25 protein-coding genes are annotated in these 24,822 nt (G+C 67.4%); 8 read left to right on the plus strand and 17 right to left on the minus strand.

Annotated features, from left to right (window positions below; genetic code table 11):
- Positions 1 to 103: 103 nt before the first annotated feature.
- Positions 104 to 517: an SET domain-containing protein gene (locus tag NHN26_RS11005; protein ID WP_253089527.1), complete on the minus strand. Its 414-nt coding sequence runs from the start codon at positions 515 to 517 to the stop codon at positions 104 to 106.
- 231 nt (positions 518 to 748) lie between these two features.
- Complete coding sequence (gene proS, locus NHN26_RS11010; protein WP_253089528.1) at positions 749 to 2,137, minus strand: proline--tRNA ligase; 1,389 nt, start codon at positions 2,135 to 2,137, stop codon at positions 749 to 751.
- 128 nt (positions 2,138 to 2,265) lie between these two features.
- On the opposite strand from proS, the gene NHN26_RS11015 reads away from it, so the two are divergent.
- The 4 genes from NHN26_RS11015 to NHN26_RS11030 are packed head-to-tail and all read left to right on the plus strand — an operon-like array spanning position 2,266 to position 7,866.
- Positions 2,266 to 3,366 carry an AI-2E family transporter gene (locus tag NHN26_RS11015; protein WP_253089529.1) on the plus strand — a complete coding sequence of 367 codons (1,101 nt, stop codon included), beginning with the start codon at positions 2,266 to 2,268 and terminating at the stop codon, positions 3,364 to 3,366.
- Position 3,367: 1 nt separating this feature from the next.
- Positions 3,368 to 4,054, plus strand: coding sequence for a P-loop NTPase family protein (locus NHN26_RS11020; protein WP_253089530.1), 687 nt, complete (start codon positions 3,368 to 3,370; stop codon positions 4,052 to 4,054).
- Positions 4,055 to 4,095: 41 nt separating this feature from the next.
- On the plus strand, positions 4,096 to 6,264 hold the full coding sequence (locus NHN26_RS11025; RefSeq protein WP_253089531.1) for an RNA degradosome polyphosphate kinase: 2,169 nt from the start codon (positions 4,096 to 4,098) through the stop codon (positions 6,262 to 6,264).
- 54 nt (positions 6,265 to 6,318) lie between these two features.
- Complete coding sequence (locus tag NHN26_RS11030; RefSeq protein ID WP_253089532.1) at positions 6,319 to 7,866, plus strand: Ppx/GppA family phosphatase; 1,548 nt, start codon at positions 6,319 to 6,321, stop codon at positions 7,864 to 7,866.
- On the opposite strand, the gene NHN26_RS11035 is transcribed toward NHN26_RS11030, so the two are convergent.
- From NHN26_RS11035 to scpA, 6 genes are all read right to left on the minus strand, one after another.
- Positions 7,863 to 8,198: an AAA+ family ATPase gene (locus tag NHN26_RS11035; RefSeq protein ID WP_253089533.1), complete on the minus strand. Its 336-nt coding sequence runs from the start codon at positions 8,196 to 8,198 to the stop codon at positions 7,863 to 7,865. The two genes, NHN26_RS11030 and NHN26_RS11035, sit on opposite strands and share 4 nt — an antisense overlap.
- Positions 8,199 to 8,228: 30 nt before the next feature.
- Positions 8,229 to 9,260, minus strand: coding sequence for an endonuclease/exonuclease/phosphatase family protein (locus NHN26_RS11040; protein ID WP_253089534.1), 1,032 nt, complete (start codon positions 9,258 to 9,260; stop codon positions 8,229 to 8,231).
- On the minus strand, positions 9,257 to 9,940 hold the full coding sequence (locus tag NHN26_RS11045; protein ID WP_253089535.1) for a molecular chaperone DjiA: 684 nt from the start codon (positions 9,938 to 9,940) through the stop codon (positions 9,257 to 9,259). Before NHN26_RS11045 ends, NHN26_RS11040 begins: the two co-directional genes overlap by 4 nt.
- 10 nt (positions 9,941 to 9,950) lie before the next feature.
- Positions 9,951 to 10,472 carry a GNAT family N-acetyltransferase gene (locus NHN26_RS11050; RefSeq protein WP_253089536.1) on the minus strand — a complete coding sequence of 174 codons (522 nt, stop codon included), beginning with the start codon at positions 10,470 to 10,472 and terminating at the stop codon, positions 9,951 to 9,953.
- Positions 10,469 to 11,086 carry a VOC family protein gene (locus NHN26_RS11055; protein ID WP_253089537.1) on the minus strand — a complete coding sequence of 206 codons (618 nt, stop codon included), beginning with the start codon at positions 11,084 to 11,086 and terminating at the stop codon, positions 10,469 to 10,471. The genes NHN26_RS11050 and NHN26_RS11055 overlap by 4 nt, the downstream gene beginning before the upstream one ends.
- A gap of 110 nt (positions 11,087 to 11,196) precedes the next feature.
- Positions 11,197 to 13,329 carry a methylmalonyl-CoA mutase gene (gene scpA, locus NHN26_RS11060; RefSeq protein ID WP_253089538.1) on the minus strand — a complete coding sequence of 711 codons (2,133 nt, stop codon included), beginning with the start codon at positions 13,327 to 13,329 and terminating at the stop codon, positions 11,197 to 11,199.
- Between the two features lie 98 nt (positions 13,330 to 13,427).
- On the opposite strand from scpA, the gene NHN26_RS11065 reads away from it, so the two are divergent.
- On the plus strand, positions 13,428 to 13,904 hold the full coding sequence (locus tag NHN26_RS11065; RefSeq protein ID WP_253089539.1) for a DUF4174 domain-containing protein: 477 nt from the start codon (positions 13,428 to 13,430) through the stop codon (positions 13,902 to 13,904).
- A 52-nt stretch (positions 13,905 to 13,956) separates the two neighbouring features.
- Here the strand turns inward: NHN26_RS11065 and NHN26_RS11070 are convergent, their stop codons facing one another.
- From NHN26_RS11070 to NHN26_RS11090, 6 genes are all read right to left on the minus strand, one after another.
- The gene (locus NHN26_RS11070) at positions 13,957 to 15,957 is read right to left on the minus strand and encodes an acetyl-CoA carboxylase biotin carboxylase subunit (protein WP_253089601.1); all 2,001 of its coding nucleotides are present in this window, start codon (positions 15,955 to 15,957) and stop codon (positions 13,957 to 13,959) included.
- A 132-nt stretch (positions 15,958 to 16,089) separates the two neighbouring features.
- Positions 16,090 to 16,290 (minus strand): hypothetical protein, encoded by a 201-nt coding sequence (locus NHN26_RS11075; protein ID WP_253089540.1) that lies wholly within the window; start codon positions 16,288 to 16,290, stop codon positions 16,090 to 16,092.
- Between the two features lie 325 nt (positions 16,291 to 16,615).
- Positions 16,616 to 16,969 (minus strand): hypothetical protein, encoded by a 354-nt coding sequence (locus NHN26_RS11080; RefSeq protein ID WP_253089541.1) that lies wholly within the window; start codon positions 16,967 to 16,969, stop codon positions 16,616 to 16,618.
- A 69-nt stretch (positions 16,970 to 17,038) separates the two neighbouring features.
- Positions 17,039 to 17,170: a hypothetical protein gene (locus NHN26_RS17495; RefSeq protein ID WP_279388172.1), complete on the minus strand. Its 132-nt coding sequence runs from the start codon at positions 17,168 to 17,170 to the stop codon at positions 17,039 to 17,041.
- A gap of 199 nt (positions 17,171 to 17,369) precedes the next feature.
- Positions 17,370 to 17,813 carry a DUF6497 family protein gene (locus tag NHN26_RS11085; protein ID WP_253089542.1) on the minus strand — a complete coding sequence of 148 codons (444 nt, stop codon included), beginning with the start codon at positions 17,811 to 17,813 and terminating at the stop codon, positions 17,370 to 17,372.
- A 51-nt stretch (positions 17,814 to 17,864) separates the two neighbouring features.
- Positions 17,865 to 19,397, minus strand: coding sequence for an acyl-CoA carboxylase subunit beta (locus tag NHN26_RS11090; RefSeq protein ID WP_253089543.1), 1,533 nt, complete (start codon positions 19,395 to 19,397; stop codon positions 17,865 to 17,867).
- Between the two features lie 204 nt (positions 19,398 to 19,601).
- Here NHN26_RS11090 and NHN26_RS11095 point away from each other — a divergent pair, with 204 nt between their 5' ends.
- The 3 genes from NHN26_RS11095 to NHN26_RS11105 all read left to right on the plus strand — a co-directional run bounded on the left by NHN26_RS11095 (position 19,602) and on the right by NHN26_RS11105 (position 22,861).
- The gene (locus NHN26_RS11095) at positions 19,602 to 20,843 is read left to right on the plus strand and encodes a multidrug effflux MFS transporter (protein ID WP_253089544.1); all 1,242 of its coding nucleotides are present in this window, start codon (positions 19,602 to 19,604) and stop codon (positions 20,841 to 20,843) included.
- Positions 20,844 to 20,918: 75 nt separating this feature from the next.
- Positions 20,919 to 22,322: a helix-turn-helix domain-containing protein gene (locus tag NHN26_RS11100; protein ID WP_253089545.1), complete on the plus strand. Its 1,404-nt coding sequence runs from the start codon at positions 20,919 to 20,921 to the stop codon at positions 22,320 to 22,322.
- Positions 22,323 to 22,381: 59 nt separating this feature from the next.
- Positions 22,382 to 22,861 (plus strand): SRPBCC family protein, encoded by a 480-nt coding sequence (locus NHN26_RS11105; RefSeq protein ID WP_253089546.1) that lies wholly within the window; start codon positions 22,382 to 22,384, stop codon positions 22,859 to 22,861.
- 9 nt (positions 22,862 to 22,870) lie between these two features.
- On the opposite strand, the gene NHN26_RS11110 is transcribed toward NHN26_RS11105, so the two are convergent.
- The 3 genes from NHN26_RS11110 to NHN26_RS11120 all read right to left on the minus strand — a co-directional run bounded on the left by NHN26_RS11110 (position 22,871) and on the right by NHN26_RS11120 (position 24,729).
- Positions 22,871 to 23,116 carry an HP1242/YdcH family protein gene (locus NHN26_RS11110; protein ID WP_253089547.1) on the minus strand — a complete coding sequence of 82 codons (246 nt, stop codon included), beginning with the start codon at positions 23,114 to 23,116 and terminating at the stop codon, positions 22,871 to 22,873.
- Positions 23,117 to 23,203: 87 nt separating this feature from the next.
- The gene (locus NHN26_RS11115) at positions 23,204 to 23,770 is read right to left on the minus strand and encodes a hemerythrin domain-containing protein (RefSeq protein ID WP_253089548.1); all 567 of its coding nucleotides are present in this window, start codon (positions 23,768 to 23,770) and stop codon (positions 23,204 to 23,206) included.
- Positions 23,771 to 23,811: 41 nt separating this feature from the next.
- Positions 23,812 to 24,729, minus strand: a complete 918-nt coding sequence (locus tag NHN26_RS11120; RefSeq protein ID WP_253089549.1) for a DMT family transporter — start codon at positions 24,727 to 24,729, stop codon at positions 23,812 to 23,814.
- Positions 24,730 to 24,822 lie beyond the last annotated feature (93 nt).

Consider the following 24,822-nt stretch of genomic DNA (forward strand, 5'->3'; position numbering starts at 1 on the left):
GACAGTGGTCGGCCGTCGCGGCAGCGTCAAGCGGCAAAACGGCCCCCCTCGCCGCGCATCGGCCGCCAGCGGGTCCCGGCGGCCGAGGTCGTGTCCTGGGGGGTCAGGCCGCGCTGGCCGAGGCCCGGACCTGATGGCGCGGCGGCTGCATCTGGATCTCGCCCAGCGTGAAGGTCGCGTAATGACAGGTCAGTTCGGTGCCCGCCGGAATGTCCCAGCGCGCGAAGCCGTGAACCTGATCGGAGAAATCCAGGTTCGGGTCGTCGGCATGGTTCATGAACCGCCCCTCGTCGCATTCGAGGATGATCCGGGTCGGGTCGGTCCAGTCGGGATAGGAATAGCGTTCGAGGAACTCGCGCACATGCGGCTCGACGCTGTCGAGGATGCTTGCGGGATATCGGATGTCCAGCACCGGGTCGAAGCGCCAGACATTCTGACCCTTGCATATGTCGTCACGGCAGAAGACGCCGAGTCCTTCGATCTCGGACGGGGCGAGGTAGCAGCGCACTGTCATCATGCGCCTATTTCCTTCTGAAGGGCCGGGCCGCCAGCCGGGATGTCGAAGGTGACTTGCGTCAGCGCGTGGCGGCGCGCGCAACAGGCGAGAGTGAAGCAACGCGGACGAAAATCAATGGGCAAGATCGCGGGCCGGGCCGGCATCCGCGCGGGTGACGCCGAAAGGCGGGGCCGGGGGCGCTGCCCCCGGACCCCCGGGATATTTCCGGCCAGAAGAAGGCAGAAGCGCCGCTCAGAGCCAGGTGTGAAAACTGGATTTCGCCATCGGCTCCCAATGGGTGGCGGTGTGGGGAGCGTAGATCTCGGCCACCCGGGCCACGGCCGCCTCGGGGGACATCTCCTCGCTGGTGCCGGTGCGGCGGCAGGTCAGTTCGACCACGCCCGATTTCAGGCCCCGCGGCCCGACGGTGATCCGCCAGGGCAGGCCGATCAGGTCCATCGTGGCGAATTTCGCGCCCGCGCGTTCCTCGCGGTCGTCATAGAGCGGCTCCAGCCCCTTTTCGGCCAGCGCCTTGTAAAGCCCGGCGCAGGCGGCGTCGGCCTCGGCATCGCCCTGTTTCAGGTTGACGATGCCGCAATGGAAGGGGGTCACGCCCTCGGGCCAGATGATGCCGTTCTCGTCGTGGTTCGCCTCGATCAGCGCGCCGACCAGACGCGACACGCCGATGCCGTGGCTGCCCATGTGGACCGGCACGCGCTCGCCCTTGTCATTGGTGACGGTGGCGCCCATCGGCTCGGAATACTTGGTGCCGAAATAGAAGATCTGGCCGACCTCGATGCCGCGCGAGGATTTGCGCCGCGCTTCGGGGATCTGGCCATAGATCGCCGCGTCATGGGTTTCGTCGGTGCGGGCATAGGGGGTGGTCCATTCCTTGACGATCCCGGCGCATTCCGCCCGGTCGTCATAGTTCACCTGCCGGTCGCCCAGTTTCAGATCAAGGATGGCGCTGTCATAGAACACCTCCGACTCGCCGGTATCGGCGAGGACCAGGAATTCGTGCGTGTCCTCGCCGCCGATGGGGCCTGAATCGGCGCGCATCGGAATCGCCTTCAGCCCCATGCGCTCGTAGGTGCGCAGATAGCTGACCATGTGGCGGTTGTAGGCGTGGATGGCTGCATCGTAGTCGATGTCGAAATTGTAGCCGTCCTTCATGTAGAACTCGCGGCCGCGCATCACGCCGAAGCGGGGGCGGATCTCGTCGCGGAATTTCCACTGGATATGGTAGAGTGTCAGCGGCAGGTCCTTGTAGCTGCCGACATGGGCGCGGAAGATGTCGGTGATGAGTTCCTCGTTGGTCGGCCCGTAGAGCATGTCGCGGCCATGGCGGTCCTTGATGCGCAGCATCTCCTCGCCGTAATCGTCGTAGCGGCCCGACTCGCGCCACAGATCGGCCGATTGCAGCGTCGGCATCAGCATCGGGATATGGCCCGCGCGGATCTGTTCCTCGTGGACGATCTGCTCGATCCGTTTCAGCACCTTGAAGCCCATGGGAAGCCACGAGTAGATGCCCGCGGATGCCTGCTTGATCATGCCCGCGCGCAGCATCAGCCGGTGGCTGGCGATCTGCGCCTCGGCGGGGGTTTCCTTGAGCACCGGCAGGAAATAGCGGGACAGGCGCATTTTCGACCTTTTCCTCGTGAATTCGCGTTCCCGACCCCTTATGTCATCGCGCAGGACCAGACAAGCGCCGCGCGTCTCGCAGGAGGCCCCCGGGGCATCGGGAGAGGGCGCAGGATCGGGAGGGGCGGATGGCATTGCCGGTGCGCGAACAGGTGACCTATTGGGGGATCGCGGCGGCGGTCTTCCTGGTGCTTTTGTGGTTTCTCGGCAATGTGATCACCCCCTTCGTGATCGGCATGGCGGTGGCCTATTTCCTCGATCCCGTGGCCGACCGGCTGGAACGGCTGGGGCTGTCGCGGGCGGGGGCGACGGTGGCGATCACGGCGGGCGCGGTGGTGATCTTCGTGGCGGTGGCGCTGCTGGTGCTGCCCACGCTGATCCAGCAGGCGATCAGCCTGGTCAATGCCGCGCCCGAGATCGCGCGCCAGGTCCAGGCCTTCCTGGTCGAGCGCTTTCCCACGTTGAACGACAACGGCTCGCCGATCTCCCGGACATTGGCCGGAATCGGCGACACGGTGCAGTCGAGGGGGGGCGAGGTGCTGAACGGGGTGATCGCCTCTCTGGCCAGCATCGTGAACGTGGTCGTCCTGCTGGTGCTGGTGCCGGTGATCACCTTCTACCTGCTGCTGGACTGGGACCGGATGGTGGCCCAGGTGGACCGGCTGCTGCCGCTGGACCACGCGCCGCAGGTGCGTCAGCTGGCCGGCGAGATCGACCGCACGCTGGCAGGCTTCATCCGCGGCCAGGGCACGGTCTGCCTGATCCTCGGCATCTACTACGCCGCGGCGCTGAGCCTGCTGGGGCTGAAATACGGGCTGGTCGTGGGATTCACTGCGGGGATCATCTCGTTCATTCCCTATGTCGGCGCCATCGTGGGCGGCGCGCTGGCGATCGGGCTGGCGTTGTTCCAGTTCTGGGGCGAATGGTGGTTCATCGCGGGCGCGGCGGCGATCTTCGTGGCGGGCCAGATGATCGAGGGCAATGTGCTGACGCCCAAGCTGGTGGGCGGGTCGGTCGGGCTGCATCCGGTCTGGCTGATCTTCGCGCTGGCGGCCTTCGGCTCGGTCTTCGGCTTTGTCGGCATGCTGGTCGCGGTGCCGGTGGCGGCCGTTCTGGGGGTGATGGCGCGTTTCGGGATCGCGCAATACAGGGAGAGCCGGCTCTACCGCGGCCTTGCGGCCCTGGAAGATGCGCGCGACGGATCCGGGAAGGACGAGGACGCCGCCTGACATGGCCCGCCAGTTGATCCTCGACCTGCCCGTGCGACCCGCACGGGGGCGCGCGGCCTTCTTCGTGGCGCCCGCGAACGAGATCGCCGTGGCGCAGATCGAGGATTGGCGCGCCTGGCCGGGCGGCAAGCTGGTGCTGATCGGCCCGGAGGGATCGGGCAAGACCCATCTCGCCAATGTCTGGGCGGAACTGACCGGCGCCCCGGTCCGTTACGCCGCCGATCTCCCGGCCGCGGATCTGCCCGCGCTGGCCGAAACGGGTGCGGTGGCGGTCGAGGATGCCGACCGGATCGGTGGCGACCGCACGGCCGAGACGGCGCTGTTTCACCTGCACAACCTGCTGGCCGCATCGGGCGGCGCGCTGCTGGTCACCGCGCGCGGCCCGGCGCGGGACTGGGGGCTGGGGCTGCCCGATCTGGCCAGCCGGATGCAGGCCGCCGCAACGGCGCATCTGGACCCGCCCGACGACGCGCTGCTGGCCGCGGTGCTGGTCAAGCTGTTCGCCGACCGTCAACTGGCGGTGAAACCCGATCTGATCGGCTATCTCGTGGACCGGATGGAACGCTCCTTCGCCGCCGCCGCAGAAACGGTCGCCGCCATCGACCGCGAGGCGCTGGCCACCGGGCATCGGCCGGGCCTCCGGCTGGCCCGCACGGTGCTGGACAAGACCCTGCCCGAGGCCCGATAACTGTCACTCAGCCGTCACACCCTGAATTCATAAGCACGAGCATGACCCAGGCCGATTTCCTCAAAGCCCCCTTCCCCGCGCCCGTCGAGATTCCCGAAGCCCAGCGCACGGGGCCGAAGCGGTTCTTCAACCGCGAACTCAGCTGGCTGGGCTTCAACTGGCGTGTCCTCGAAGAGGCCGACAACCCGCGCGTGCCGCTGCTGGAGCGGGTGCGTTTCGTGTCGATCTCGGCCACCAACCTGGACGAGTTCTACACCGTGCGCGTGGCGGGCCTGCGCGAACTGGCCAACAAGGGCAATACCACGCCCGCCGATGATGGCCTGACCCCGGCCGAGCAACTGGTGCTGATCGACCGCGATGCGCGGCGGCTGTTGCAGGCGCAGCAGGCAAGCTGGAACCGGCTGAAGAAACTGATGGAAGAGGCGGAAATCCACCTGCTGACCCGCTCGCGGCTGACCAAGGCCGACCGGGTGCATCTGGGCGAGCATTTCCTGCAACAGGTGTTTCCCGTGCTTTCGCCGCTGGCAATCGATCCGGCGCATCCCTTCCCCTTCATCCCGAATACCGGCTTCTGCCTGGCCTTGCAGCTGGAGCGCGAGAAGGACGGCCAGCCCTTGCAGGCGCTGCTGCCGATCCCGCACCAGATCGACCGCTTCATCCGCCTGCCCGCGCGCGAAGGGCAGGCGCGGTTCCTGCCGCTGGAGGAATCGTTGCTGATGCATCTGCACCTGCTGTTCCCGGGCTATCGGGCGGTGGGCAGTTGCACCTTCCGCGTGCTGCGCGACAGCGATCTTGAGGTCGAGGAAGAGGCCGAGGATCTGGTGCGCGAATTCGAGGTCGCGCTGAAGCGCCGCCGCCGGGGCGAGGTGGTGCGCATGAAGATGTCCTCGGGCGCGCCCGAGGAATTGCGCTCCGTCATCATCCGCGAATTGCACATCACCGAGGAGGACGCGATCGAGGTGCGCGGTCTGATCGGGCTGGCGGATCTCAAGGAACTGGTGATCGACGACCGCCCGGACCTGCTGTGGAAAAGCTTCACCCCCCGCGTGCCCGAACGGGTGCAGGACCATGAGGGCGACATGTTCGCCGCGATCCGGCACAAGGACATGCTGCTGCACCACCCCTACGAGACCTTCGACATGGTGGTCCGCTTCCTGCAGCAGGCCGCGCGCGACCCGAACGTGGTGGCGATCAAGCAGACGCTCTACCGCACGTCGAAGAACTCGCCCATCGTCGAGGCGCTGTGCGAGGCGGCCGAGGATGGCAAGTCGGTCACCGCGCTGGTGGAGCTCAAGGCCCGCTTCGACGAGGCCGCCAATATCCGCCAGTCGCGGCGGCTGGAACGCTCGGGCGCGCATGTGGTCTATGGTTTCATCAACTACAAGACCCATGCCAAGATCAGCACCGTGGTCCGCCGCGAGGGCGAGAACCTGGTGACCTATACCCATTTCGGCACCGGCAACTACCACCCGATCACCGCGCGCATCTATACCGACCTGTCGCTGTTCACCTGCGACGCGGCGCTGGGACGGGATGCGACCAAGGTGTTCAACTATATCGGCGGCTATGCCGAGCCCGACGGGCTGGAGAACCTGTCGATCTCGCCCTTGTCGCTGAAATCCACGCTGTTGCAGCGCATCGCCGAAGAGGCCGGGCATGCCCGCGCCGGGCGGCCCGCGCGGATCTGGGCCAAGATGAACTCGCTGATCGAGCCCGACGTGATCGACGCGCTTTATGCCGCGTCCAATGCGGGGGTGAAGATCGACCTTGTCGTGCGCGGGATCTGCGGCATCCGGCCCGGCATCAAGGGGCTGTCCGAGAATATCCGCGTCAAGTCGATCATCGGCCGCTTCCTGGAACATTCCCGCATCGTCTGCTTCGGCAACGGCTATGGCCTGCCCTCGCCCAGGGCGCGGGTCTATATCTCGTCGGCCGACTGGATGGGCCGCAACCTGAACCGCCGGGTGGAAACGCTGGTGGAATGCACCAACCCCACGGTCAAGGCGCAGATCGTGGACCAGGTCATGTCCGCGAATCTGGCCGACGAGGCGCAAAGCTGGGTCATGCAGCCCGATGGCAGCTTCGTGCGGGCCAAGGCGGGACCGGACGCGTTCAACTGCCACAGGTTCTTCATGGAAAACCCGTCGCTGTCGGGCCGTGGCACCGCGGGGGCGGCCGATGTGCCCCGGTTGGCGAACGTCGCCGATTGACGACGGCGGACGTGCTTGGCAGAGTCCCGGCACGCCAGGGGCGAAAGGCAGCAGATGGACGGCAGCGGCGACGACCGCCCAGAAGCATGGGAACCCTTTGGCCGCCCCCTGTTCGGCGGCCCCGAGGCGCGGGCGCTTTCTCGCGTGGGGGTCGTGGATATCGGGTCGAACTCGGTGCGGATGGTCGTGTTCGACGGCGCGGCCCGCAGCCCGGCCTATTTTTTCAACGAAAAGGTGATGTGCGGGCTGGGCGCGGGGCTGGGCCAGACCGGGCGGCTGTCGCCCGAGGGGCGCCGGCGCGCGCTGGCGGCGCTCAAGCGGTTTGCCCTTCTGGGTGAGGCGATGGGGGCGGCCCCCCTGACGGTGGTTGCCACCGCCGCGATGCGCGATGCCGAGGACGGCCCCGATTTTCGCCGCCAGATCGAGCGCGAGACCGGCCTGCGGCCCTGGGTGATCGACGGCGCCGAGGAGGCGCGGCTGTCGGCGCAGGGCGTGCTGCTGGGCTGGCCCGGTGCCGAGGGGATCGTCTGCGACATGGGCGGCTCGTCGGTCGAACTGGCCGAACTGGACGGCGGCCGGGTCGGCAAGCGGCGCACCTCGCCGCTGGGTCCGCTGAAACTGCAGGACGTCAAGGGCGGCAAGAAGGGGCTGACCCAGTTCATCGCCCAGGAGGTCGAGACGCTGGCCCGCGGCATGGATTGTTCGCGGGGCCGGTTGTTCCTGGTGGGCGGGTCGTGGCGCGCGATCGCCCGGCTCGACATGGAGCGGCGCGGCTATCCGCTGACGGTGCTGCACGAATACCGGATGACGCGGAAATCGCTGGCCGCCACGATCGACTGGATCGAGACCACCGGGGTCGACGCGCTCCGCGCCCGCACCGGCATCTCGATCGAGCGGCTCTCGCTGGTGCCGATCGCGGTGCAGGTGCTGAAACGGCTGGTCGCCCGTCTGAAGCCGCGCGAGATCGCCGTGTCGGGCTATGGCATCCGCGAGGGACTCTTGTACGAACAGATGCCGGCCGAGCTGCGCGCCCGCGATCCGCTGGTCGAGGCCTGCCGTTTCGTCGAGGCAAGTTCCGCCCGCTTCCCCGGCTTCGGCAAGCGGCTCTACAATTTCGTGCTGCCACTGTTCGGCGCGGCGGGACCCGAGAAGCGGCGGCTGATCAAGGCGGCCTGCCACCTGCATGACACCGCCTGGCGCGCGCATCCCGACTATCGCCACGAGGTCTGTTTCGACACCGCGACCCAGGCCAATCTGGGCGGGCTGGAGCATTGGGAGCGTGTGTTCCTCGGCGTGTCGCTGCTGCACCGCTACAAGAACAGCCGCGCAGGCAGCCGGTTCGAACGGCTGTTCGGCCTGCTGGACCCGATCCAGATGCAACAGGCCGAGGTTCTGGGCAAGGCGCTGCGCTTTGGCGCGATGTTTTCATCGGACACGCCCGACACGCTGGCCGAACTGCGCCATTTCCCCAAGAAGAAGCGGCTGGAACTGGTGCTCGACGCCCGCGCCGAGCCGCTATTCGGCGAAGTGGCCGAGGCGCGGTTCGCCTCGCTGGCCAAGGCGCTGGGGGTCGAGACGGGCGTGCGGATCCGCCGGGCCTAGATCTCGATATCGTCGGGTGGGGGCAAGGGCGGCGCGTCGGGCTTGCGGCGGATCAGGATATCGCCATTGGGCAGCCGCTCGGGCATCTGGTAGGCGTCGAAATCGTCCACGATCTCGACCAGCCGCCGCAGCGCGGGCTGCATCGTCTCGGCCAGATCGCGAAGCGCGGGTTCCAGCTCGTCCCCGAGCCCCTTGAACAACAGCCTCATGCCCTGACCAAGCAGGTCCATCCCCTCGCGCATCTTCGCGTCCGGCAAGGGTTCGGCCTCCTGCGCGGCGGCAGGACCGAACGCGACGAGGGCGGCTACGCAAAGGGCGGCGATCCGGTTCATGGGCGCAGTATAGGCGCGGGCAAGGGCGGGTCAAAGCTCGATGTCGAGGCTGACCGGGAAATGGTCGGAGGCCGCCAGCAGCGCCTCGCGCAGTTCGGGCACGCGGTAAAGGTCCGGGTCGTCGAACGGATGCCAGATCCGCCAGGCCGGGCGGCGCGCGCGCAGGTCGGACGAGATCATCACATAGTCCAGCAGCGCCGAGAGATAGTGCCGCTCGGAATGGATGTAGAACCGGGCGGTGGCGGGCTGGGCGGCGGATCGGCCCTGTTGCGCCTGTCGCGCATGGGGATCGTAAAGCCGCATCTCGCGCGGCACGTCGAGGCCCATGACGATCTCGACCCCGGACCGGCCGAACAGCTTTTCGTATTCGTCCAGCCCCGGGCCATCGTTGAAATCGCCCAGAACGATCAGCGACTCCCCCTCGGCCAGATGCGCCTCGATCCGCTGGCGCAGCCAGATGCATTGCGCCAGTTGCTTGCGCCGGTTCTGGATCGAGATGCGCATCACCTCGTCGGGGGTCGAGGCGCCATAGGGGGCCTTGGATTTCACATGCACCCCGATCATCCGAAAGGCGAAACCCGCCGCACTTCGCACCGCCAGTTCCAGCGGCGGCTTGGAAAAGCGGATCAGTTCGGCCGCGGCATCCACGTCCAGATCCCAGCGGAACACGCCGTCAAAGCGCGGCGCCTCGGCCGAGCCCTTCTTTCCGGTCGGATCGCCCTGCGGGTCGTGATGCGCGCTGATCCGGTCGGGATCGTAGAGCAGCGCGATTTCCTGCTGGCTGTCGGAGGTGAAGCCGATCAGCACGCGCCGCGCGCGCAGGCCCATCACCTGCGCGAAATTCTCAAGCCCCGTGACAGTCGAGCGGCGGCCGGTATCGTCGGGCGCCTCGACCACCAGAACCGCATCGGCGTCCAGCGCGGTAAAGACGATGCCCAGCGCCTCGATCTGCTGGTGACGGGTGACGCCCGTGCGGGCGGAGGGCTGGTCATCGTCCAGAAGAGTGCCGAGGTCGTCGAACAGGGCATTGAACCATTCGACGTTATAGGTGGCGATCCTCACGCCGCGCGGTCCTGAAGGATCTGTTCCCAGGCGGCGTTGACCGCGATCAGCCGCCGCTCGGCAAGGTGGATCGCCTCTTCGGGCACGCCGCGGGCATGCATCCGGTCGGGATGGGTCTCGCGCACCTCCTTGCGCCAGACCTTGCGGATGGCCTCAAGATCGTAGCCGGGATCGACGCCCAGCACGGTATAGGGATCGGGCGCGGCATCGGGCACGAAGCGGGCGCGCAGCGTGCGGAACTGCGCCTCGCTGAGGCCGAAGGCGGCGGCGACGCGGGCAAGGAACGCATCCTCGGCGGGGTGATAGTCGCCATCGGCCAGCGCGATGAAGAACAGCCCCTCCATCAGGTCGCAAAGCGGTTCCTTGCGGCCGCGGAACATGCGGCGGATGCGGCGGGCATATTCCTCGAACCCGGCCACGTCCTGGCGGGCAAGGTCAAAGACGCGCGCGGCATTCCCTTCCTCCGACGGCGGTATGGTAAAGACCTCGCGGAAGGCCGCGACCTCGCGGCGCGTCACCTGCCCGTCGGCCTTGGCCATCTTGGCGCCCAGCGCGATCACCGCGATGGTGAAGGCCACCGTCCGTTCGGGCGGCGTGCGCAGGCGGTCGAAGACCGTGGCAAGGCTTTCCCCCTTGGCAAGCACAGAGACAGCGGCAGAGATGCGGGACCACAGCGACATGACCGCGAGATTAACCCGCGGCGGGGCCAGTGTCAGGTGCGACGGAAAGCATCTTCTGCATCAGCACAAGATCGAGAAAGCGCCCGGCCTTGACCCCCACCTGGGGCAGGCGGCCGACCTCGGCATAGCCCAGCGCGGCGTGAAAGGCGATGCCGCCGGGGTTGTCGGCGCTGACGGCCGCGATCATCGCATGCACCCCCGCATCGGCGGCATGGGTCTCCAGCGCGCCCATCAGCGCCCGGCCAAGCCCCCTGCCCTGCCCACCCGGCGCCAGAAGGATCGTGTGCTCCATCGTGCGGGCATAGCCGTCGCCGGGGCGGAACGGGCCGTAGGTGGCCAGCCCGAGGATCGCACTGTCCTGCTCGGCGACGAAAAAGCCATGGCCCGCAGCGGTGCGGGTCTCGATCATCTCGGCGACGCCTTCGGGCGTCTTCCGGGCGGAATGAAAGATGATCGTCGTGTCGCGGATGATCGGGTTCCAGATCGCGACAAGCGCGGCGGCATCCCGGGCCGTGGCCGGGCGGATCGTCATTCCAGCGCGCGCCGCCCGGACGGCGTGTCGATCAGCGCGCGCAGCGCGGGCGCGGGCGCCTGGTGCAGCGCGATCCGCGGGTCGTCGATCAGGCCGCGCAGCGCAAGGCGCAGCTCGTCGGCGCGCGGGTGATGCAGTTCCAGCGCGGCCAGCCGACAACCGGTTTCGGGCAGAAGCCCGGCGGGATGCGCCGCCCCCTGCCAGTCGATCAGCGCGGGGAACAGCCCGTCAAAGGGCAGCCGCCCATCCTCGGGCACGGCCATGCGCCAGCGCAGGTCGCCGCGGGCAAGCTCGATCGGCCTGCCGCTGCCCGAGGGCGCGCGGGCAAGCGCCGCATCCAGATCGTCGCAGCGCACGATCCAGTTCGTCAGCCGCGGCGGCCCGGCGAAACGGTCCAGGTCGAACCAGCGCGGGCGGCCGGGCGCGGGCGCCGCGGGGTCGATGGCGATGACTTCGAGATAGAGGCCGGGACCGAGACGCAACAGCCGGTTATGGGTGCCCATCGCGGCATGCCGTCCCCCGGGCGAAAGCCGCACCTCCAGGCGTTCCTCGACGGCGGCCATGCCCGCCTCAAGCGTCTCGGCCGAGATGGCGAGGTGATCGAGGCTGAGCATGTCGCGGGCACTCCTGTCGGCCGGGTCCGGTGCATGTGATCCCCGCCGGGGCGGGGATGCAATGGCAAGCCTGCATCTGACGCAGCGTCGCCGCCGCCGGGGCCGTGCTGTCAGGCCCGCGCCTCGCGGATCAGGCGCAGGATGTCATTGGCCGCGGTCGGAATGTTGGTGCCCGGCCCGAAGATCGCCTTGACGCCCGCGGCCTTGAGGAAGTCGTAATCCTGCTGCGGGATCACGCCGCCGCAGATCACGATGATGTCCTCGGCCCCCTGCGCCTTGAGCGCCTCGATCAGCTTGGGCGCCAGCGTCTTGTGGCCCGCCGCCTGCGACGAGACGCCGATCACATGCACATCGTTGTCGATGGCATCCTGCGCGGCCTCTTCGGGGGTCTGGAACAAGGGGCCCACATCGACGTCGAAGCCGATATCGGCAAAGGCCGTGGCGATGACCTTGGCGCCGCGGTCATGGCCGTCCTGGCCCATCTTGACCACCAGCATCCGCGGCCGCCGCCCCTCGGCCTCGGCGAAATCCTCGACCGCCTTCTGGATCGCGGCGAACCCCTCGTCGCCCTCATAGGCCGCGCCATAGACGCCCGAGAGCGTCTTGACCTCGGCGCGGTGCCGCCCGAACGCCTTTTCCATCGCCATGCTGATCTCTCCCACCGTGGCGCGCGCCCGGGCGGCCTCGACCGCAAGGCGCAACAGGTTGCCCTGACCGCTGAACGCGGCCTGTTCCAGCGCGGACAGCGCCGCGTCGCAGGCCGCCGGGTCGCGGCTGGCGCGGATCTGCTCCAGCCGGGCGATCTGGCTGTCGCGCACCTTGACGTTGTCGATGTCGAGAATGTCGATCGGATCCTCCTTGGCCAGGCGGAACTTGTTGACGCCCACGATCACCTCGTCGCCGCGGTCGACCGCGGCCTGCCAGCGCGCGGCGGCCTCCTCGATGCGCAGCTTGGGCATGCCGGTCGCGACCGCCTTGGTCATGCCGCCCATCTCGTCGACCTCTTCGATCAGATTCCACGCCGCCTCGGCCAGATCGGCGGTCAGCTTCTCGACATAGTAGGAGCCCGCCAGCGGATCGACCACCTTGGTCACCTTGGTCTCGTTCTGAAGGATCAGCTGGGTGTTGCGCGCGATCCGGGCCGAGAATTCGGTGGGCAGCGCGATCGCCTCGTCGAAGCTGTTGGTGTGCAGGGATTGCGTGCCCCCCAGCACCGCGCTCATCGCCTCATAGGCCGTGCGCACGATGTTGTTGTAGGGGTCCTGTTCCTGCAACGACACGCCGCTGGTCTGGCAATGAGTGCGCAGCATCAGCGAGCCGGGGTTCTTCGGCTCGAACTCCGACATGATGCGGTGCCAAAGGAAGCGCGCCGCCCTCAGCTTGGCGATTTCCATGAAGAAATTCGTACCGATGGCGAAGAAGAAGGACAGCCGCCCGGCAAAGGCATCGACATCCAGCCCCCGGGCCAGCGCCGTCTTCACATATTCCTTGCCGTCGGCCAGCGTGAAGGCCAGTTCCTGCACGAGGTTCGCGCCTGCCTCCTGCATGTGGTAGCCCGAGATCGAGATCGAGTTGAACCGCGGCATGTCAGTGGACGTGTATTCGATGATGTCGGCCACGATCCGCATCGAGGGTTCGGGCGGATAGATATAGGTGTTCCGCACCATGAACTCTTTCAGGATGTCGTTCTGGATCGTGCCCGACAGAAGCGCGCGGTCCACCCCCTGTTCCTCGCCCGCGACGATGAAGCTGGCCAGAACCGGGATCACCGCGCCGTTCATCGTCATGGACACGCTGACCTGATCCAGCGGGATGCCGTCGAACAGGATCTTCATGTCCTCGACGCTGTCGATGGCCACGCCCGCCTTGCCGACATCGCCCACCACGCGGGGATGGTCGCTGTCATAGCCGCGATGCGTCGCCAGGTCGAAGGCGACCGAAACGCCCTGTTGGCCCGCCGCCAGCGCCTTGCGGTAGAAGGCGTTGCTCTCCTCGGCGGTGGAAAAGCCCGCATATTGCCGGATCGTCCAGGGCCGACCGGCATACATCGTGGCGCGCGGACCGCGGGTATAGGGCGCCGCGCCGGGGACCGAGCCCATATGCGGCAGGCCCGCGATATCCGCTTCGGTATAGAGCGGCTTGACCGGGATGCCCTCGGGCGTCTCCCAGGTCAGATCCTCGGGGCTGCGGCCGCGCAGTTCCTTGGCGGCCATCTCGGCCCAGCTTCTGGTCTTGTCCGTCATCGGATCGTCCCTTTTCGTCTCGTTCCCCCGCCCGCGGGCGGGTTCAAGCTTCGCTTTCCGTTCCCGCGCGCCTATATCTGGACGCGACAGGAGGGTTCATGAAAAAACGTCTCGTATCTCTTGCACTTGCCGCCCTCGTCCCGTTTGCCCTGACCGCAGGTGCGATGGAGGAGGCGACGCCGTTCGAACGCTGGCAGGCGGACCACATGACGATCCTGGACGCGCGCGAGGTCAGCCCGGACGAGTTCCACTGGATTGCCCGTCCCGTGGTCGTGTTCGCCGACAGCGAGGCCGATCCGCGGTTTGCCCAGCAGATGGACCTGCTGACCGCGCGGATGGACGAACTGGCGCTGCGCGACGTCGTGGTGATCACGGACACCGATCCGGCCGCCCGCAGCGCCTTCCGCCAGGCGTTGCGCCCGCGCGGCTTCGCACTGGTGCTGGTGGCCAAGGACGGCAACGTGGCCTTGCGCAAACCCGCACCCTGGGACGTGCGCGAACTGACCCGTTCGATCGACAAGATGCCGCTACGCCAGCAGGAGATCCGCGACCGCCGCGGCGCCGGGTCGGACTGAGCCCGGCCACGGGCCGCCCCCGAAGGTGGGGGGAAAGGGGCGGCCCGGAAGGTCATTCGAACTCCATGATCACATCGTCGACCGCAAGGCTGGCGCCGGGGCCGGCCTTGATGCTGGCGACGATGCCCTTGCGTTCGGCGCGCAGGATGTTCTGCATCTTCATCGCCTCGACCACGCACAGCGCCTGGCCTTCCTGCACCTCCTGGCCCTCCTCGACATCGACCGAGACGATCAGGCCCGGCATCGGGCAAAGCAGGAATTTCGAGGTGTCGGGCGGCAGTTTCTCGGGCATCAGCGCGGCAAGTTCCGCCTGGCGGGGGGTGAAGACCGCCACCTTCATCTCGGCGCCGCGATGGCGGATGCGGTAGCCGTTGGGCGACTTGCCGACCTTGAGCACCAGCGGCACGCCGTCGATATGCAGCACCGCCAGCGGGTTGCCCGGCGTCCAGTCGGAGGTGACGCGGTGGGCGTCGCCCTCGGCAAAGCGCACGGTCGAACCCTGGCGGTCGGCGTCGATGGTCAGCGCGAAGCGTTCGCCCTGGGCGACCACCACCCAGTCGCTGCCGACCTTGCGTTCGTGATTGTCCATCGTGCCCGAGATGCGCGCGCGCCGGATCTCGGCCACGCGGAACATCGCCGCGGCCGCGGCGGCCACCCGGCGCAGTTCCTCGCGCGGCAGGCTGACGCCCGCGAAACCGTCGGGATATTCCTCGGCGATGAAGGCGGTGGTGATCTCGCCCGAACAGAAGCGCGGGTGATCCATGACCGCCGAGAGGAAGGGCAGGTTGTGGCCGATGCCCTCGACCTCGAAGGCATCCAGCGCGGTGCGCATCTCGTCGATGGCCTGGTCGCGGGTGGGCGCCCAGGTGCAGAGCTTGGCGATCATCGGGTCGTAATACATGCTGATCTCGCCGCCCTCGTAGACGCCGGTATCGTTGCGCACCACGGCCGCCTCATGCGCCGATTCCGCCGGCGGGCGATAGCGCGTCAGCCGCCCGATCGAGGGCAGGAAGTTGCGATAGGGATCCTCGGCGTAAAGCCGGCTTTCCATGGCCCAGCCGTTCAGCTTGACGTCCGCCTGCCCGAAGGACAGCTTCTCGCCCGCCGCGACGCGGATCATCTGTTCCACAAGGTCGATGCCGGTGATCAGTTCGGTGACGGGATGCTCCACCTGAAGCCGGGTGTTCATTTCCAGGAAGTAGAAATTGCGGCTGCCATCGACGATGAATTCCACCGTCCCGGCCGAGGTATAGCCCACGGCGCGGGCCAGCGCGCAGGCCTGTTCGCCCATCGCCTTGCGCGTCGCCGCGTCAAGGAAGGGGCTGGGGGCTTCCTCGATGACCTTCTGGTTGCGGCGCTGGATCGAGCATTCCCGCTCGCCCAGATAGAGCGTGTTGCCATGCTTGTCGGCCAGCACCTGGATCTCGATATGGCGGGGCTGGGTGACGAATTTCTCGATGAAGATGCGGTCGTCGCCGAAGCTGTTCGCCGCCTCGGCCCGGGACGCCTGGAAACCCTCGCGGGTTTCCTCGTCGGTCCAGGCGATGCGCATGCCCTTGCCGCCGCCGCCCGCGCTGGCCTTGATCATCACCGGATAGCCGATTTCGCGGCTGATCTTCACCGCCTCGTCGGCATCCCCGATCAGGCCCATATAGCCCGGCACGGTCGAGACCCCGGCCTCGGCCGCCAGTTTCTTGGAAGTGATCTTGTCGCCCATCGCCTCGATCGCGCTTGCGGGCGGGCCGATGAAGGCGACGCCCGCGGCCTCCAGCGCCTCGGCGAACAGCCGGTTCTCGGACAGGAAGCCGTAACCGGGATGGACCGCCTGCGCGCCGCTGGCCTTGATCGCCTCCATGATCCGGTCGATCACGATATAGGACTGGTTCGCGGGCGGCGGGCCGATATGGATCGCCTCGTCCGCCATCCGCACATGCAGCGCATGGCGGTCGGCGTCGGAATAGACGGCCACCGTCTTGATGCCCATCTTGCGGGCGGTCTTGATGACCCGGCAGGCAATCTCCCCCCGGTTGGCGATCAGGATCTTCTCGAACATTTCCGTCCTTTCCAGCATTCCGCCGGGCCGCACCCGCCCCGGCGCATAAACGAGAAAGGGCCACCGGAGCCCGCAGCCCCGATGACCCTGTCAACATTCCCGCAGGCCGACCCGAAGGCCCGCCCGGTCAGATCATCTGCAGAAACCCGCGTCGTCGCACAGCGCGCCCGCAGCGGCGCCCACGGCCGCCCCGGCCGCGACATTGGTGTCGAGCACATCGGCCACGACGGCACCGCCGACCGCACCGGCAAGCGCCCGCTCGGTATCGTTGGCCATGCAGCCCGCCAGAGAGCCAACGGCCGCGACCGCGACCAGAATCTTGAGAATACGCATCCTACTCTGCCTCCGTTCGGATTTTTGTTGCGCCGGGAGTTTACTGCGGATGGAACGCGGACGGAACGGAAATCGTTCCGCCTGCGGGCCGGCAAACCGTGGATGGCGACGGGAAGAACGGGGGTAGGCCTGACCCTAATGGGGTCAGGCCTGGGGGTTGGGGAAGGGTAACGGTAGTACAAGACGCGGGGATGAAGGGGTATCAGTCCACCGCGTCCTTGGTCAGGATTCCTCACTTGCGCCCAAAAGAAAAGGCCACAACGCACAGGCGAGTCAATTTTGGCCGATTCCCGCCGACAGGCCGAATCCCTGAGCAAATTCATGCCTAACCCTCGCCGCCGAAGATGTCGGGAAAGGCCATTCGGGCGCGCGCCACGTCAATTCTGAGCAGGGCGTCGTAGCTTTCGGGATCGAAAGGATCTTCGGCAGGCACGACCTCGCGGCCAAAGACCCAGGACAACCGCCCTGCATCGAGATTGCCGCGCTCGAAGGGTTCGCCGCCGAAATGCTCCCACAGCGCGGCCATGAACGCCGCGTCGGCGCGGCGGTCGGAATTGCGGCGGTCGGCATAGCGTTCACGGGCGACAAGCCGCGTCGCGCCGTCCTTGTTCGCCCTGCGAATCGTGAACTGGAAATCGGTGCCCGGAAGGCGGCCGGGAAAGCCCCTGTGCTTCAGCATCGCGTCTCCTCCCGGGCGGCAGGCGACGCGGAGGGTGTCGGGGCGGGCCAGGCCCGCCCCGCGCCCGTATCAGTACTTGGTGTACTTCGGCTCGCCGACGACGGGCTCGGGCTCGACGTAGACGACTTCTTCCTGTTGGGCGCAGGCCGCGACGAAGGCCACGAGGGACAGCGCCATAAGGGCCTTGATGCTCTTGGACATCCAGAACTCCATTTTCTTGCAGGGGCCGACACCAGGTCGGCCACGATCACGTTGAAGGTCACAATTCCGGGACCCACTCGAATCATAGACCAATCACAACGCTTTGCACATGGGATGCGCCGCGAAACTGCCACCTGTGACTCAAAAGGCGCAGCTATCCGCCAAATCGGGACTCGGCGTGCAAGATGTTGCTTCATCGTCAGAAACCCTCCCACACGCAGCGTCCGTCCTCGGGGCGGAACGCCTCGAAGAACTGGGTGGCCTCGGGGTCTGCCTGACCGAAGGGAACGGGGCGATCCATCAGCGTGATGACGATCTGGGCAAGCTCGGGGCCGGTGTCGGACAGACGCGGCAAGGCGTAGCTGTCGCAGAGAAACTCGATGTCGCCCGCGGCCAGTTCGAACGGCATGGTGCCGCCGTCGCGGGCGATCTGCGGGGCGAGAAAGCGGAAGCGGACGGCCATCCCCCCGGTTTCCGCCTCGCCGGTGATGGTCTCGTAAAGCGTGACGGGCTGGCCCGAGGGCACGTCGATCACCTCTTGCGCGGCGAGGGCGCCGGGGACAAGCGCAAGCGCAAGGGCCACCCGGCGCCCGGCGCGTCGGGCGGGCGGGCGGGCGCCTCGGGGAAGGGCAGGCTCGGGCATCGGACCACCTCCGTCACGGGCCGACACGCGATGCGCCGACCCGACCTGGGATCACAGCGGGATGTTGTCGTGCTTCTTCCAGGGCATCGGGCGCTTCTTGTTGCGCAGCGCGGCGAAGGCCCGGCAGACGCGGCGGCGGGTGGAGCGGGGCTGGATCACCTCGTCGATGAAGCCCCGCTCGGCCGCCACGAAAGGATTGGCAAAGCGGTCCTCGTAATCGGCCGTGCGCTTGGCGATCTTGTCGGCGTCACCCAGTTCCGAGCGATAGAGGATCTCGGTCGCGCCCTTGGCGCCCATCACCGCGATTTCCGAGGTCGGCCAGGCGTAGTTGATATCGCCGCGCAGATGCTTGGAACTCATCACCACATAGGCCCCGCCATAGGCCTTGCGGGTGATGACGGTCACTTTCGGCACCGTCGCCTCGCCATAGGCGAACAGCAGTTTCGCGCCATGCTTGATGACGCCGTCATATTCCTGCTTGGTGCCGGGCAGGAAGCCGGGCACGTCGACGAAGGTCAGGATCGGGATCTCGAAACAGTCGCAGAACCGCACGAAGCGCGCGGCCTTGCGCGCGCTGTCGATGTCCAGAACCCCCGCCAGAACCATCGGCTGGTTCGCCACCACGCCCACGGTGCGGCCCTCCAGACGGATGAAGCCGGTGATGATGTTCTTGGCGAAATCCTCCTGGATCTCGTAGAAATCGCCCTCGTCCGCGACCTTCAGGATCAGTTCCTTCATGTCATAGGGCACGTTGGGGTTGTCGGGGATCAGCGTGTCGAGGCTGGGATCCACCCGCTCGGGGTTGTCGAAGAAGGGGCGCACGGGCGGGACCGAGCGGTTGTTCAGCGGCAGGAAATCGACCAGACGCCGCACCTCGTAAAGTGCCTCGACATCGTTCTCGAAGGCGCCATCGGCGACCGAGCTTTTCCGGGTGTGGGTGGATGCACCGCCCAGTTCCTCGGCGGTGACCACCTCGTTGGTGACGGTCTTCACCACGTCGGGGCCGGTGACGAACATGTAGGACGAATCCCGCACCATGAAGATGAAATCGGTCATCGCCGGCGAGTAGACCGCACCGCCCGCGCAGGGGCCCATGATGACGCTGATCTGGGGCACCACGCCGCTTGCCTCGATGTTGCGCTGGAACACCTCGCCATAGCCCGCAAGGCTGTCCACGCCCTCCTGGATGCGCGCCCCGCCCGAGTCGTTGATGCCGATCACCGGGGCGCCGTTCTGCATCGCCATGTCCATGATCTTGCAGATCTTCTGGGCATGGGTGGCCGAGACCGACCCGCCCAGCACGGTGAAGTCCTGCGAAAAGACATAGACCTGCCGGCCATTGATCGTGCCCCAGCCGGTGATGACGCCATCGCCATAGGGGCGGTTCTCCTCCATCCCGAAATCGGTGCAGCGATGGGCCACGAACATGTCGAATTCCTCGAACGAGCCCTCGTCCAGCAACAGGTCGATCCGCTCGCGCGCGGTCAGCTTGCCCTTCTGGTGCTGGGCCGCGACGCGTTTCTCTCCGCCCCCCATGCGGGCGATGTCGCGGCGGCGTTCGAGCTCGTTCAGGATGTCTTTCATCGGCGCTGGCCCCTTGCGGAAATTTGCGGCAACCTATCGGGGGCGGACACGACATAAAAGAACCTTTCGGAATATTTGCAAAGTTTTGGAAGATGTCCGCTTGCTAATTGTAAATCCGCTAACTTCCTCAGGCCCGGAGATACGCCGCCACAGGCCGGATTTGACCGGATGGACTAATCACGCGGCACGCCGTAAGCCGAGAACATGCCGACACGACCAGAGATCCGGCTTCTCGACCGGACGACCCCACCGCATATCCTGACGCTGGTCCTGCTTGCGGGGCTGTCGGCGCTGTCGATGAACATCTTCCTGCCGTCGCTGCCCAACATGACCGCGCATTTCGGCACGGATTACCGCCTGATGCAGCTGTCCGTGGCGCTGTATCTCGGCATGAACGCGGTGCTGCAACTGGCGATCGGGCCGATTTCCGACCGCTACGGGCGGCGCCCGGTTCTGCTGGTCTCGATCATGCTGTTCCTGGTCGCGACGCTGGGCTGCATCCTGGCCCCCAATGCGGGCCTGTTCCTGGCCTTCCGCATGGCGCAGGCGGTGATCGTGACCGGCATGGTGCTGTCGCGCGCGGTGGTGCGCGACATGGTGGACGACGCGCAGGCCGCCTCGATGATCGGCTATGTCACGATGGGCATGGCGCTGGTGCCGATGATCGGGCCGGCCATCGGCGGGGTGCTGGACCAGGTCTTCGGCTGGCAGGCAAGCTTCGCGATGCTGCTGGTCGCGGGACTTGCGGTGCTGGCGCTGACCTGGGCCGACCTGGGCGAGACCGCGCGCCCGCGCGAGGTCAGCCTGCTGGGGCAGTTCCGCGAATATCCCGAACTGTTCCGCTCGCGCCGGTTCTGGGGCTATGCGCTGGCCGCAGGCTTCGCCTCGGGGGCGTTCTTCGCCTATCTGGGCGGCGCGCCCTTCGTCGGGTCCGAGGTGTTCGGCCTCAGCCCGGCGGCGCTGGGCCTGTATTTCGGCATCATCGCGCTGGGCTATATGGGCGGAAACTACCTGGCCGGGCGCCTCTCGGTGCGGGTGGGGATCAACGGCATGATCCTTTATGGCACGCTGGTCGCGGGGGCGGCGCCGGTGATCTCGATGGCGCTGATCGGGCTGGGGCTGGCGCATCCGCTGGCATTTTTCGGGGTGATGGCGCTGGTCGGGCTGGGCAACGGCATGACGCTGCCGAACGCGACCGCGGGGATGCTGTCTGTGAGGCCGCATCTGGCGGGGACGGCCAGCGGGCTGGGCGGCGCGATCATGATCGGGGGCGGTGCGGGGCTGTCGGCGCTGGCGGGCGCGCTGCTGGTGCCGGGGCGCGGAGCCTGGCCCTTGCTGGCGATCATGCTGGCGACCTCGCTGATGGCCGTTGCCGCGGTGCTTTACGTCCGCCGGATCGACCGGCTGGAGGGGCCGCCGGGCGCGCCAAGGCCGCCGCGCGGGTGACACCCGGCTTGCACGCAGACTTTGCAAAGGTTAGTTGGGCTCATCGCTAATCCGCTAATCGCAGGGGCATCCCCGATGACCGATCGCAAGCTTTACGCCGGCGCGAAACTGCGCGAGACGCGCACGCGGCTGGGGCTGACCCAGAAGGATTTCGCGGCGCGGCTGGGCATCTCGCTGCCCTATCTGAACCAGATGGAGAACAACAACCGCCCCGTCTCGTCCACGGTACTGCTGGCGCTGGCCTCGGAATTCGGCTTCGATGTCACCGAGCTTTCGTCGGGCGATGCCGAGCGGCTGGTGTCGGACATGCGCGAGGCCGTGGCCGATCCGGTCTTTGGCGGGCTGGCGCCTCCGCTGGCGGATCTGCGGCTGGCGGCCTCGAACGCCCCGGCGCTTGCGCGGGCGTTCCTGGAACTGCACCGGGCCTATCGCCAGAGCCACGAGCGGCTGGCCTCGCTGGACGAGGCGCTGGGGCGCGGGGATGCAGGGCTGCGGCCGTCGCCCTGGGAAGAGGTGCGGGACTTCTTCCACTATTGCGACAATTACATCGACGCGGTCGATCACGCCGCCGAACGGTTTTCCCGCGCCGGGGCTGGCCCCGACGATCCCGAGCGCCGCGCCGAGCACGCGCTGGAATCGGCCGGCATCACGTTGCGGGCCGCGGATATTCCGGGCCTGCGTCACTTCGACAAGAGCACCCGCACGCTGACCCTTTCGGCCCGCCTTCACGGTCCGACCCGGCGGTTCCAGTTGCTGCATCAGCTTGCCCTTCTCACGCAATCCCCGCTTCTGGAGGCAACGCTGGATCTGGCCCGGTTCCAGACCCCCGAGGCGCGCGACATCGCCCGGATCGGGATGGCGAACTATTTCGCGGGCGCGGCCCTATTGCCCTATGGGCGCTTCCTCGCGGCCGCGCAGGAAACCCGCCATGACCTGGAACTTCTGGCCGACCGTTTCGGCGCCTCGGTCGAGCAGGTGGCGCACAGGCTCTCCACCCTGCAACGGCCGGGCGCCAAGGGGCTGCCCTTCTTCTTTGTCCGTGTCGATCAGGCGGGCACGATCACCAAGCGCCATTCCGCGACGCGGTTGCAATTCGCGCGCTTCGGCGGGGCCTGCCCCCTGTGGAACGTCTATCGCGCCTTCGAGACGCCGGGCCGGTTCCTGAGGCAACTGGCCGAGACCCCGGACGGCGTGCGCTATCTGAGCCTTGCGCGCGACGTGACCAAGCCGGGCGGTGCCTGGGGGGCGCCGGTGCGCCGTTTCGCCATCGGGCTGGGCTGCGAGATCCGGCATGCCGACCGGCTGGTCTATGCCGACGATCTGGACCTGACCAACGCCGCCGGTTTCGAGCCGATCGGGATTTCCTGCCGCATCTGCGAACGCCGCAATTGCCACCAGCGCGCGGTGCCCCCGCTGGAACGCCGCCTCAGCGTCGATCCCGACCGGCGCGGCCTGCTGCCCTACGAGGTCGCGGAATAGGTTTTGACGTCTGCCCGGTTCGGCCCGTAAATGAAGATGGGAAGAACAGGGAGGAATCCATGGAACTCACGGGCAGCCGCGTCATCGCGGCCGACCGGGCGGCGGTGTGGGAGCGCCTGACCGATCCGGACACGTTGAAGGCCTGCATCCCCGGATGCCAGGAGCTTGAGGGCAGCATCGAGGACGGGTTCGAGGCGGTCGTCACCCAGAAGGTCGGCCCGGTCAAGGCGACCTTTCGCGGCGCGGTCAAGGTCTCGGATCTGATCGAGCGGCAAAGCTATACCATCCTCGGCGAAGGCAAGGGCGGTGTTGCCGGCTTTGCCAAGGGTCGCGCGGATGTGCGGCTGGAAGATGCCGAGGGCGGCGGGACGGAACTGATCTATGACGTCCATGCCGAGGTCGGCGGCAAGCTCGCGCAGCTAGGCTCTCGGTTGATCCACGGCACGGCGCGGCGGCTGGCCGACCAGTTCTTCGACACATTCGCCGCCGAGGTGGAAGGCCCCGCCGCGGAAACGCAGGGCGAGGCCGCCACGGGGTAGGTCTGCGGCTCAGGCCGCCGCGGTGCGCAGGATGCGGGCGATCTCGTCCTTCAGCGTCATCCGCGTCTTGCGCATCTCGCTCAGGTGAAAATCGTCGGTCGGTTCGATATCGGTCTCGGCCCGGTGCACCGCGCCGTTGATCTGGTGATATTCGTCGAAGAGGCGCGCGAAATGGGCATCCTTCGCCTTGAGCGCGTGGATCAGCTCCGCCTTGTCGGGAAATTCCTCGGCAAGCTCGTGCGGCGTGTTGGTCATTTCCGGCTCCATCTGTCCCTTGGGTCGCACCGACCCTAGGAAGCCCGCGCGCGGGCTGTCCTTGACCCCGATCAAACCCGGGCCTTTTCAGAGGCCAAGCGCCTCGCCATGTTTCAGAAGGATGGGCACCACCAGATCCTCCTCGTCGACCAAGTGCCGGTCCAGAAACCGGCCGAACCCCGCCAGCGTCGTCCCGAGCGCCCCGGCCCGGTCGCGTTGGTCGGCAGGCGTGGCCCGGATCAGCCCGTTGACCGCGCCCGCCAGCGCCGCAAGCTGCCCGTCCAGCGCGTGATGGTCGCCGTCCAGGATGTCGAAGCCCCGCACCAGCCGCGGTTCTGCGGCCAGAAGGCGGGGGAAATAGTGCAGATCCTCGATCTGGTGATGCCCGTGCAACTCGTCCAGCAGCAATTGCGCATAGCGGGCCGTGTTGCGCACCGCCTGTCCGGGCTCGGCGCTGCGCTCGACGATGGACCGGCTTTCGGCCCCGATCCGGTCGATCAGCGCGCGGAACATCAGGTGGCGTTCCAGCCAGAACCGGGTCAGCCCGTCAAAGCGGACATGGCTGTCCCACAGATCGCGCGGGTGCTCGTCCAGCAGCACGCGCAGCGCGTCGGGCAGGCCCGTGCGGATATCGAGGGTCAGTTCGTCGGCCATGCCGGGAAGCTAGGCGAAAGGCGTTGCTCGGCAAGGTGGCGTCACAGCTTGGTGGCCTCGGGCGGCGGGGTGGTGACGCGGCGTTTCAGCGTCGCCTCGCGCCAGGAGATGAAAACCACCGCCGCCACGATCATCGCGCCGCCAAGGATCACCCAGCCATCCGCCGCCTCGTCGAAGACCAGCCAGCCCAGCAGCGTGGCCCAGACCAGTTGCAGGAAGGTGACCGGCTGGGTCACCGCCAGCGGCGCAGCGCGGAAGGCCATGGTCATCGAGTAATGCCCGGCGGTCGCGAAGAAAGCGACGAGGAACAGCCAGAACAGTTGCGACAGCGTCGGCGTCACCCAGACCGCCAGCGCGAGGGGCGCCAGCGCCAGCGTCACCGTGAGCGAGAGCATCGCCACGACGACGGCCGCCGAGTCGCGCTCGCTCAGCCGCTTGGCCATCAGATAGGAGGCACCGAAGAACAGCGCGGTGAAGATCATCGCCAGATGGCCGTCCGACAGTTCGCGAAACCCCGGGCGCAGGATCACCAGAACGCCCGCAAAGGCCACCGCGATGGCGAGGATCCGGCGCAGCGCCAACCGCTCGCCGAAGACCAGCGCGGCGCCGATCGTGACATAGACCGGGTTGAGATAGTTCATCGCCGTGACCTCGGCGATCGGGATTCGGGTCATGGCGTAGAACCAGCAGATCACGCCCAGCGCGTGCACAAGCCCCCTCACCGAATACTGCGCCAGCCCGCGCCGGTCGATCCCCGCGCGCAGCAGCGGCCCCAGCATCGGCGCGAGAAAGACCAGCCCCAGCAGATAGCGCAGGAACGCCGCCTGAGGCGCGGGCACGGCATCGCCGACATGCTTGACCAGGGCCGTGACCGCCACGAAATTCGCGCCGGTCAACAGCATCCAGAGGATCCCCGCGAGGGGCCGCTGCCCCCCGGATGCGTCCGCGCCCCGAGCCATGGCGCGACTTCACCCCAGGCAGGCGCGGGACGCAAGGCCCGGCGATCGGGGGCCGGTGCAACGCAGGCTGCGTCAACGTCCCTTTAACCTCTT

The sequence above is a fragment of the Rhodovulum tesquicola genome, assembly GCF_024128855.1.
Taxonomy (GTDB): Bacteria; Pseudomonadota; Alphaproteobacteria; order Rhodobacterales; family Rhodobacteraceae; genus Rhodovulum; species Rhodovulum tesquicola.

What these genes read in the sequence shown, in the direction of transcription:
- NHN26_RS11075 (WP_253089540.1), bottom strand. Translation starts at nt 16,290, where the DNA reads ATGCGTATTCTCAAGATTCTGGTCGCGGTCGCGGCCGTTGGCTCTCTG.
- NHN26_RS11020 (WP_253089530.1), top strand. Translation starts at nt 3,368, where the DNA reads ATGGCCCGCCAGTTGATCCTCGACCTGCCCGTGCGACCCGCACGGGGG.
- NHN26_RS11055 (WP_253089537.1), bottom strand. Translation starts at nt 11,086, where the DNA reads ATGCTCAGCCTCGATCACCTCGCCATCTCGGCCGAGACGCTTGAGGCG.
- proS (WP_253089528.1), bottom strand. Translation starts at nt 2,137, where the DNA reads ATGCGCCTGTCCCGCTATTTCCTGCCGGTGCTCAAGGAAACCCCCGCC.
- NHN26_RS11070 (WP_253089601.1), bottom strand. Translation starts at nt 15,957, where the DNA reads ATGTTCGAGAAGATCCTGATCGCCAACCGGGGGGAGATTGCCTGCCGG.
- NHN26_RS11025 (WP_253089531.1), top strand. Translation starts at nt 4,096, where the DNA reads ATGACCCAGGCCGATTTCCTCAAAGCCCCCTTCCCCGCGCCCGTCGAG.
- NHN26_RS11065 (WP_253089539.1), top strand. Translation starts at nt 13,428, where the DNA reads ATGAAAAAACGTCTCGTATCTCTTGCACTTGCCGCCCTCGTCCCGTTT.
- NHN26_RS11035 (WP_253089533.1), bottom strand. Translation starts at nt 8,198, where the DNA reads ATGAACCGGATCGCCGCCCTTTGCGTAGCCGCCCTCGTCGCGTTCGGT.
- NHN26_RS11110 (WP_253089547.1), bottom strand. Translation starts at nt 23,116, where the DNA reads ATGACCAACACGCCGCACGAGCTTGCCGAGGAATTTCCCGACAAGGCG.
- NHN26_RS11095 (WP_253089544.1), top strand. Translation starts at nt 19,602, where the DNA reads ATGCCGACACGACCAGAGATCCGGCTTCTCGACCGGACGACCCCACCG.
- NHN26_RS11045 (WP_253089535.1), bottom strand. Translation starts at nt 9,940, where the DNA reads ATGTCGCTGTGGTCCCGCATCTCTGCCGCTGTCTCTGTGCTTGCCAAG.
- NHN26_RS11115 (WP_253089548.1), bottom strand. Translation starts at nt 23,770, where the DNA reads ATGGCCGACGAACTGACCCTCGATATCCGCACGGGCCTGCCCGACGCG.
- NHN26_RS11015 (WP_253089529.1), top strand. Translation starts at nt 2,266, where the DNA reads ATGGCATTGCCGGTGCGCGAACAGGTGACCTATTGGGGGATCGCGGCG.
- NHN26_RS11080 (WP_253089541.1), bottom strand. Translation starts at nt 16,969, where the DNA reads ATGCTGAAGCACAGGGGCTTTCCCGGCCGCCTTCCGGGCACCGATTTC.
- NHN26_RS11100 (WP_253089545.1), top strand. Translation starts at nt 20,919, where the DNA reads ATGACCGATCGCAAGCTTTACGCCGGCGCGAAACTGCGCGAGACGCGC.
- NHN26_RS11050 (WP_253089536.1), bottom strand. Translation starts at nt 10,472, where the DNA reads ATGACGATCCGCCCGGCCACGGCCCGGGATGCCGCCGCGCTTGTCGCG.
- NHN26_RS11090 (WP_253089543.1), bottom strand. Translation starts at nt 19,397, where the DNA reads ATGAAAGACATCCTGAACGAGCTCGAACGCCGCCGCGACATCGCCCGC.
- NHN26_RS11105 (WP_253089546.1), top strand. Translation starts at nt 22,382, where the DNA reads ATGGAACTCACGGGCAGCCGCGTCATCGCGGCCGACCGGGCGGCGGTG.
- NHN26_RS11005 (WP_253089527.1), bottom strand. Translation starts at nt 517, where the DNA reads ATGATGACAGTGCGCTGCTACCTCGCCCCGTCCGAGATCGAAGGACTC.
- NHN26_RS11085 (WP_253089542.1), bottom strand. Translation starts at nt 17,813, where the DNA reads ATGCCCGAGCCTGCCCTTCCCCGAGGCGCCCGCCCGCCCGCCCGACGC.
- NHN26_RS11030 (WP_253089532.1), top strand. Translation starts at nt 6,319, where the DNA reads ATGGACGGCAGCGGCGACGACCGCCCAGAAGCATGGGAACCCTTTGGC.
- NHN26_RS11120 (WP_253089549.1), bottom strand. Translation starts at nt 24,729, where the DNA reads ATGGCTCGGGGCGCGGACGCATCCGGGGGGCAGCGGCCCCTCGCGGGG.
- scpA (WP_253089538.1), bottom strand. Translation starts at nt 13,329, where the DNA reads ATGACGGACAAGACCAGAAGCTGGGCCGAGATGGCCGCCAAGGAACTG.
- NHN26_RS17495 (WP_279388172.1), bottom strand. Translation starts at nt 17,170, where the DNA reads ATGTCCAAGAGCATCAAGGCCCTTATGGCGCTGTCCCTCGTGGCCTTC.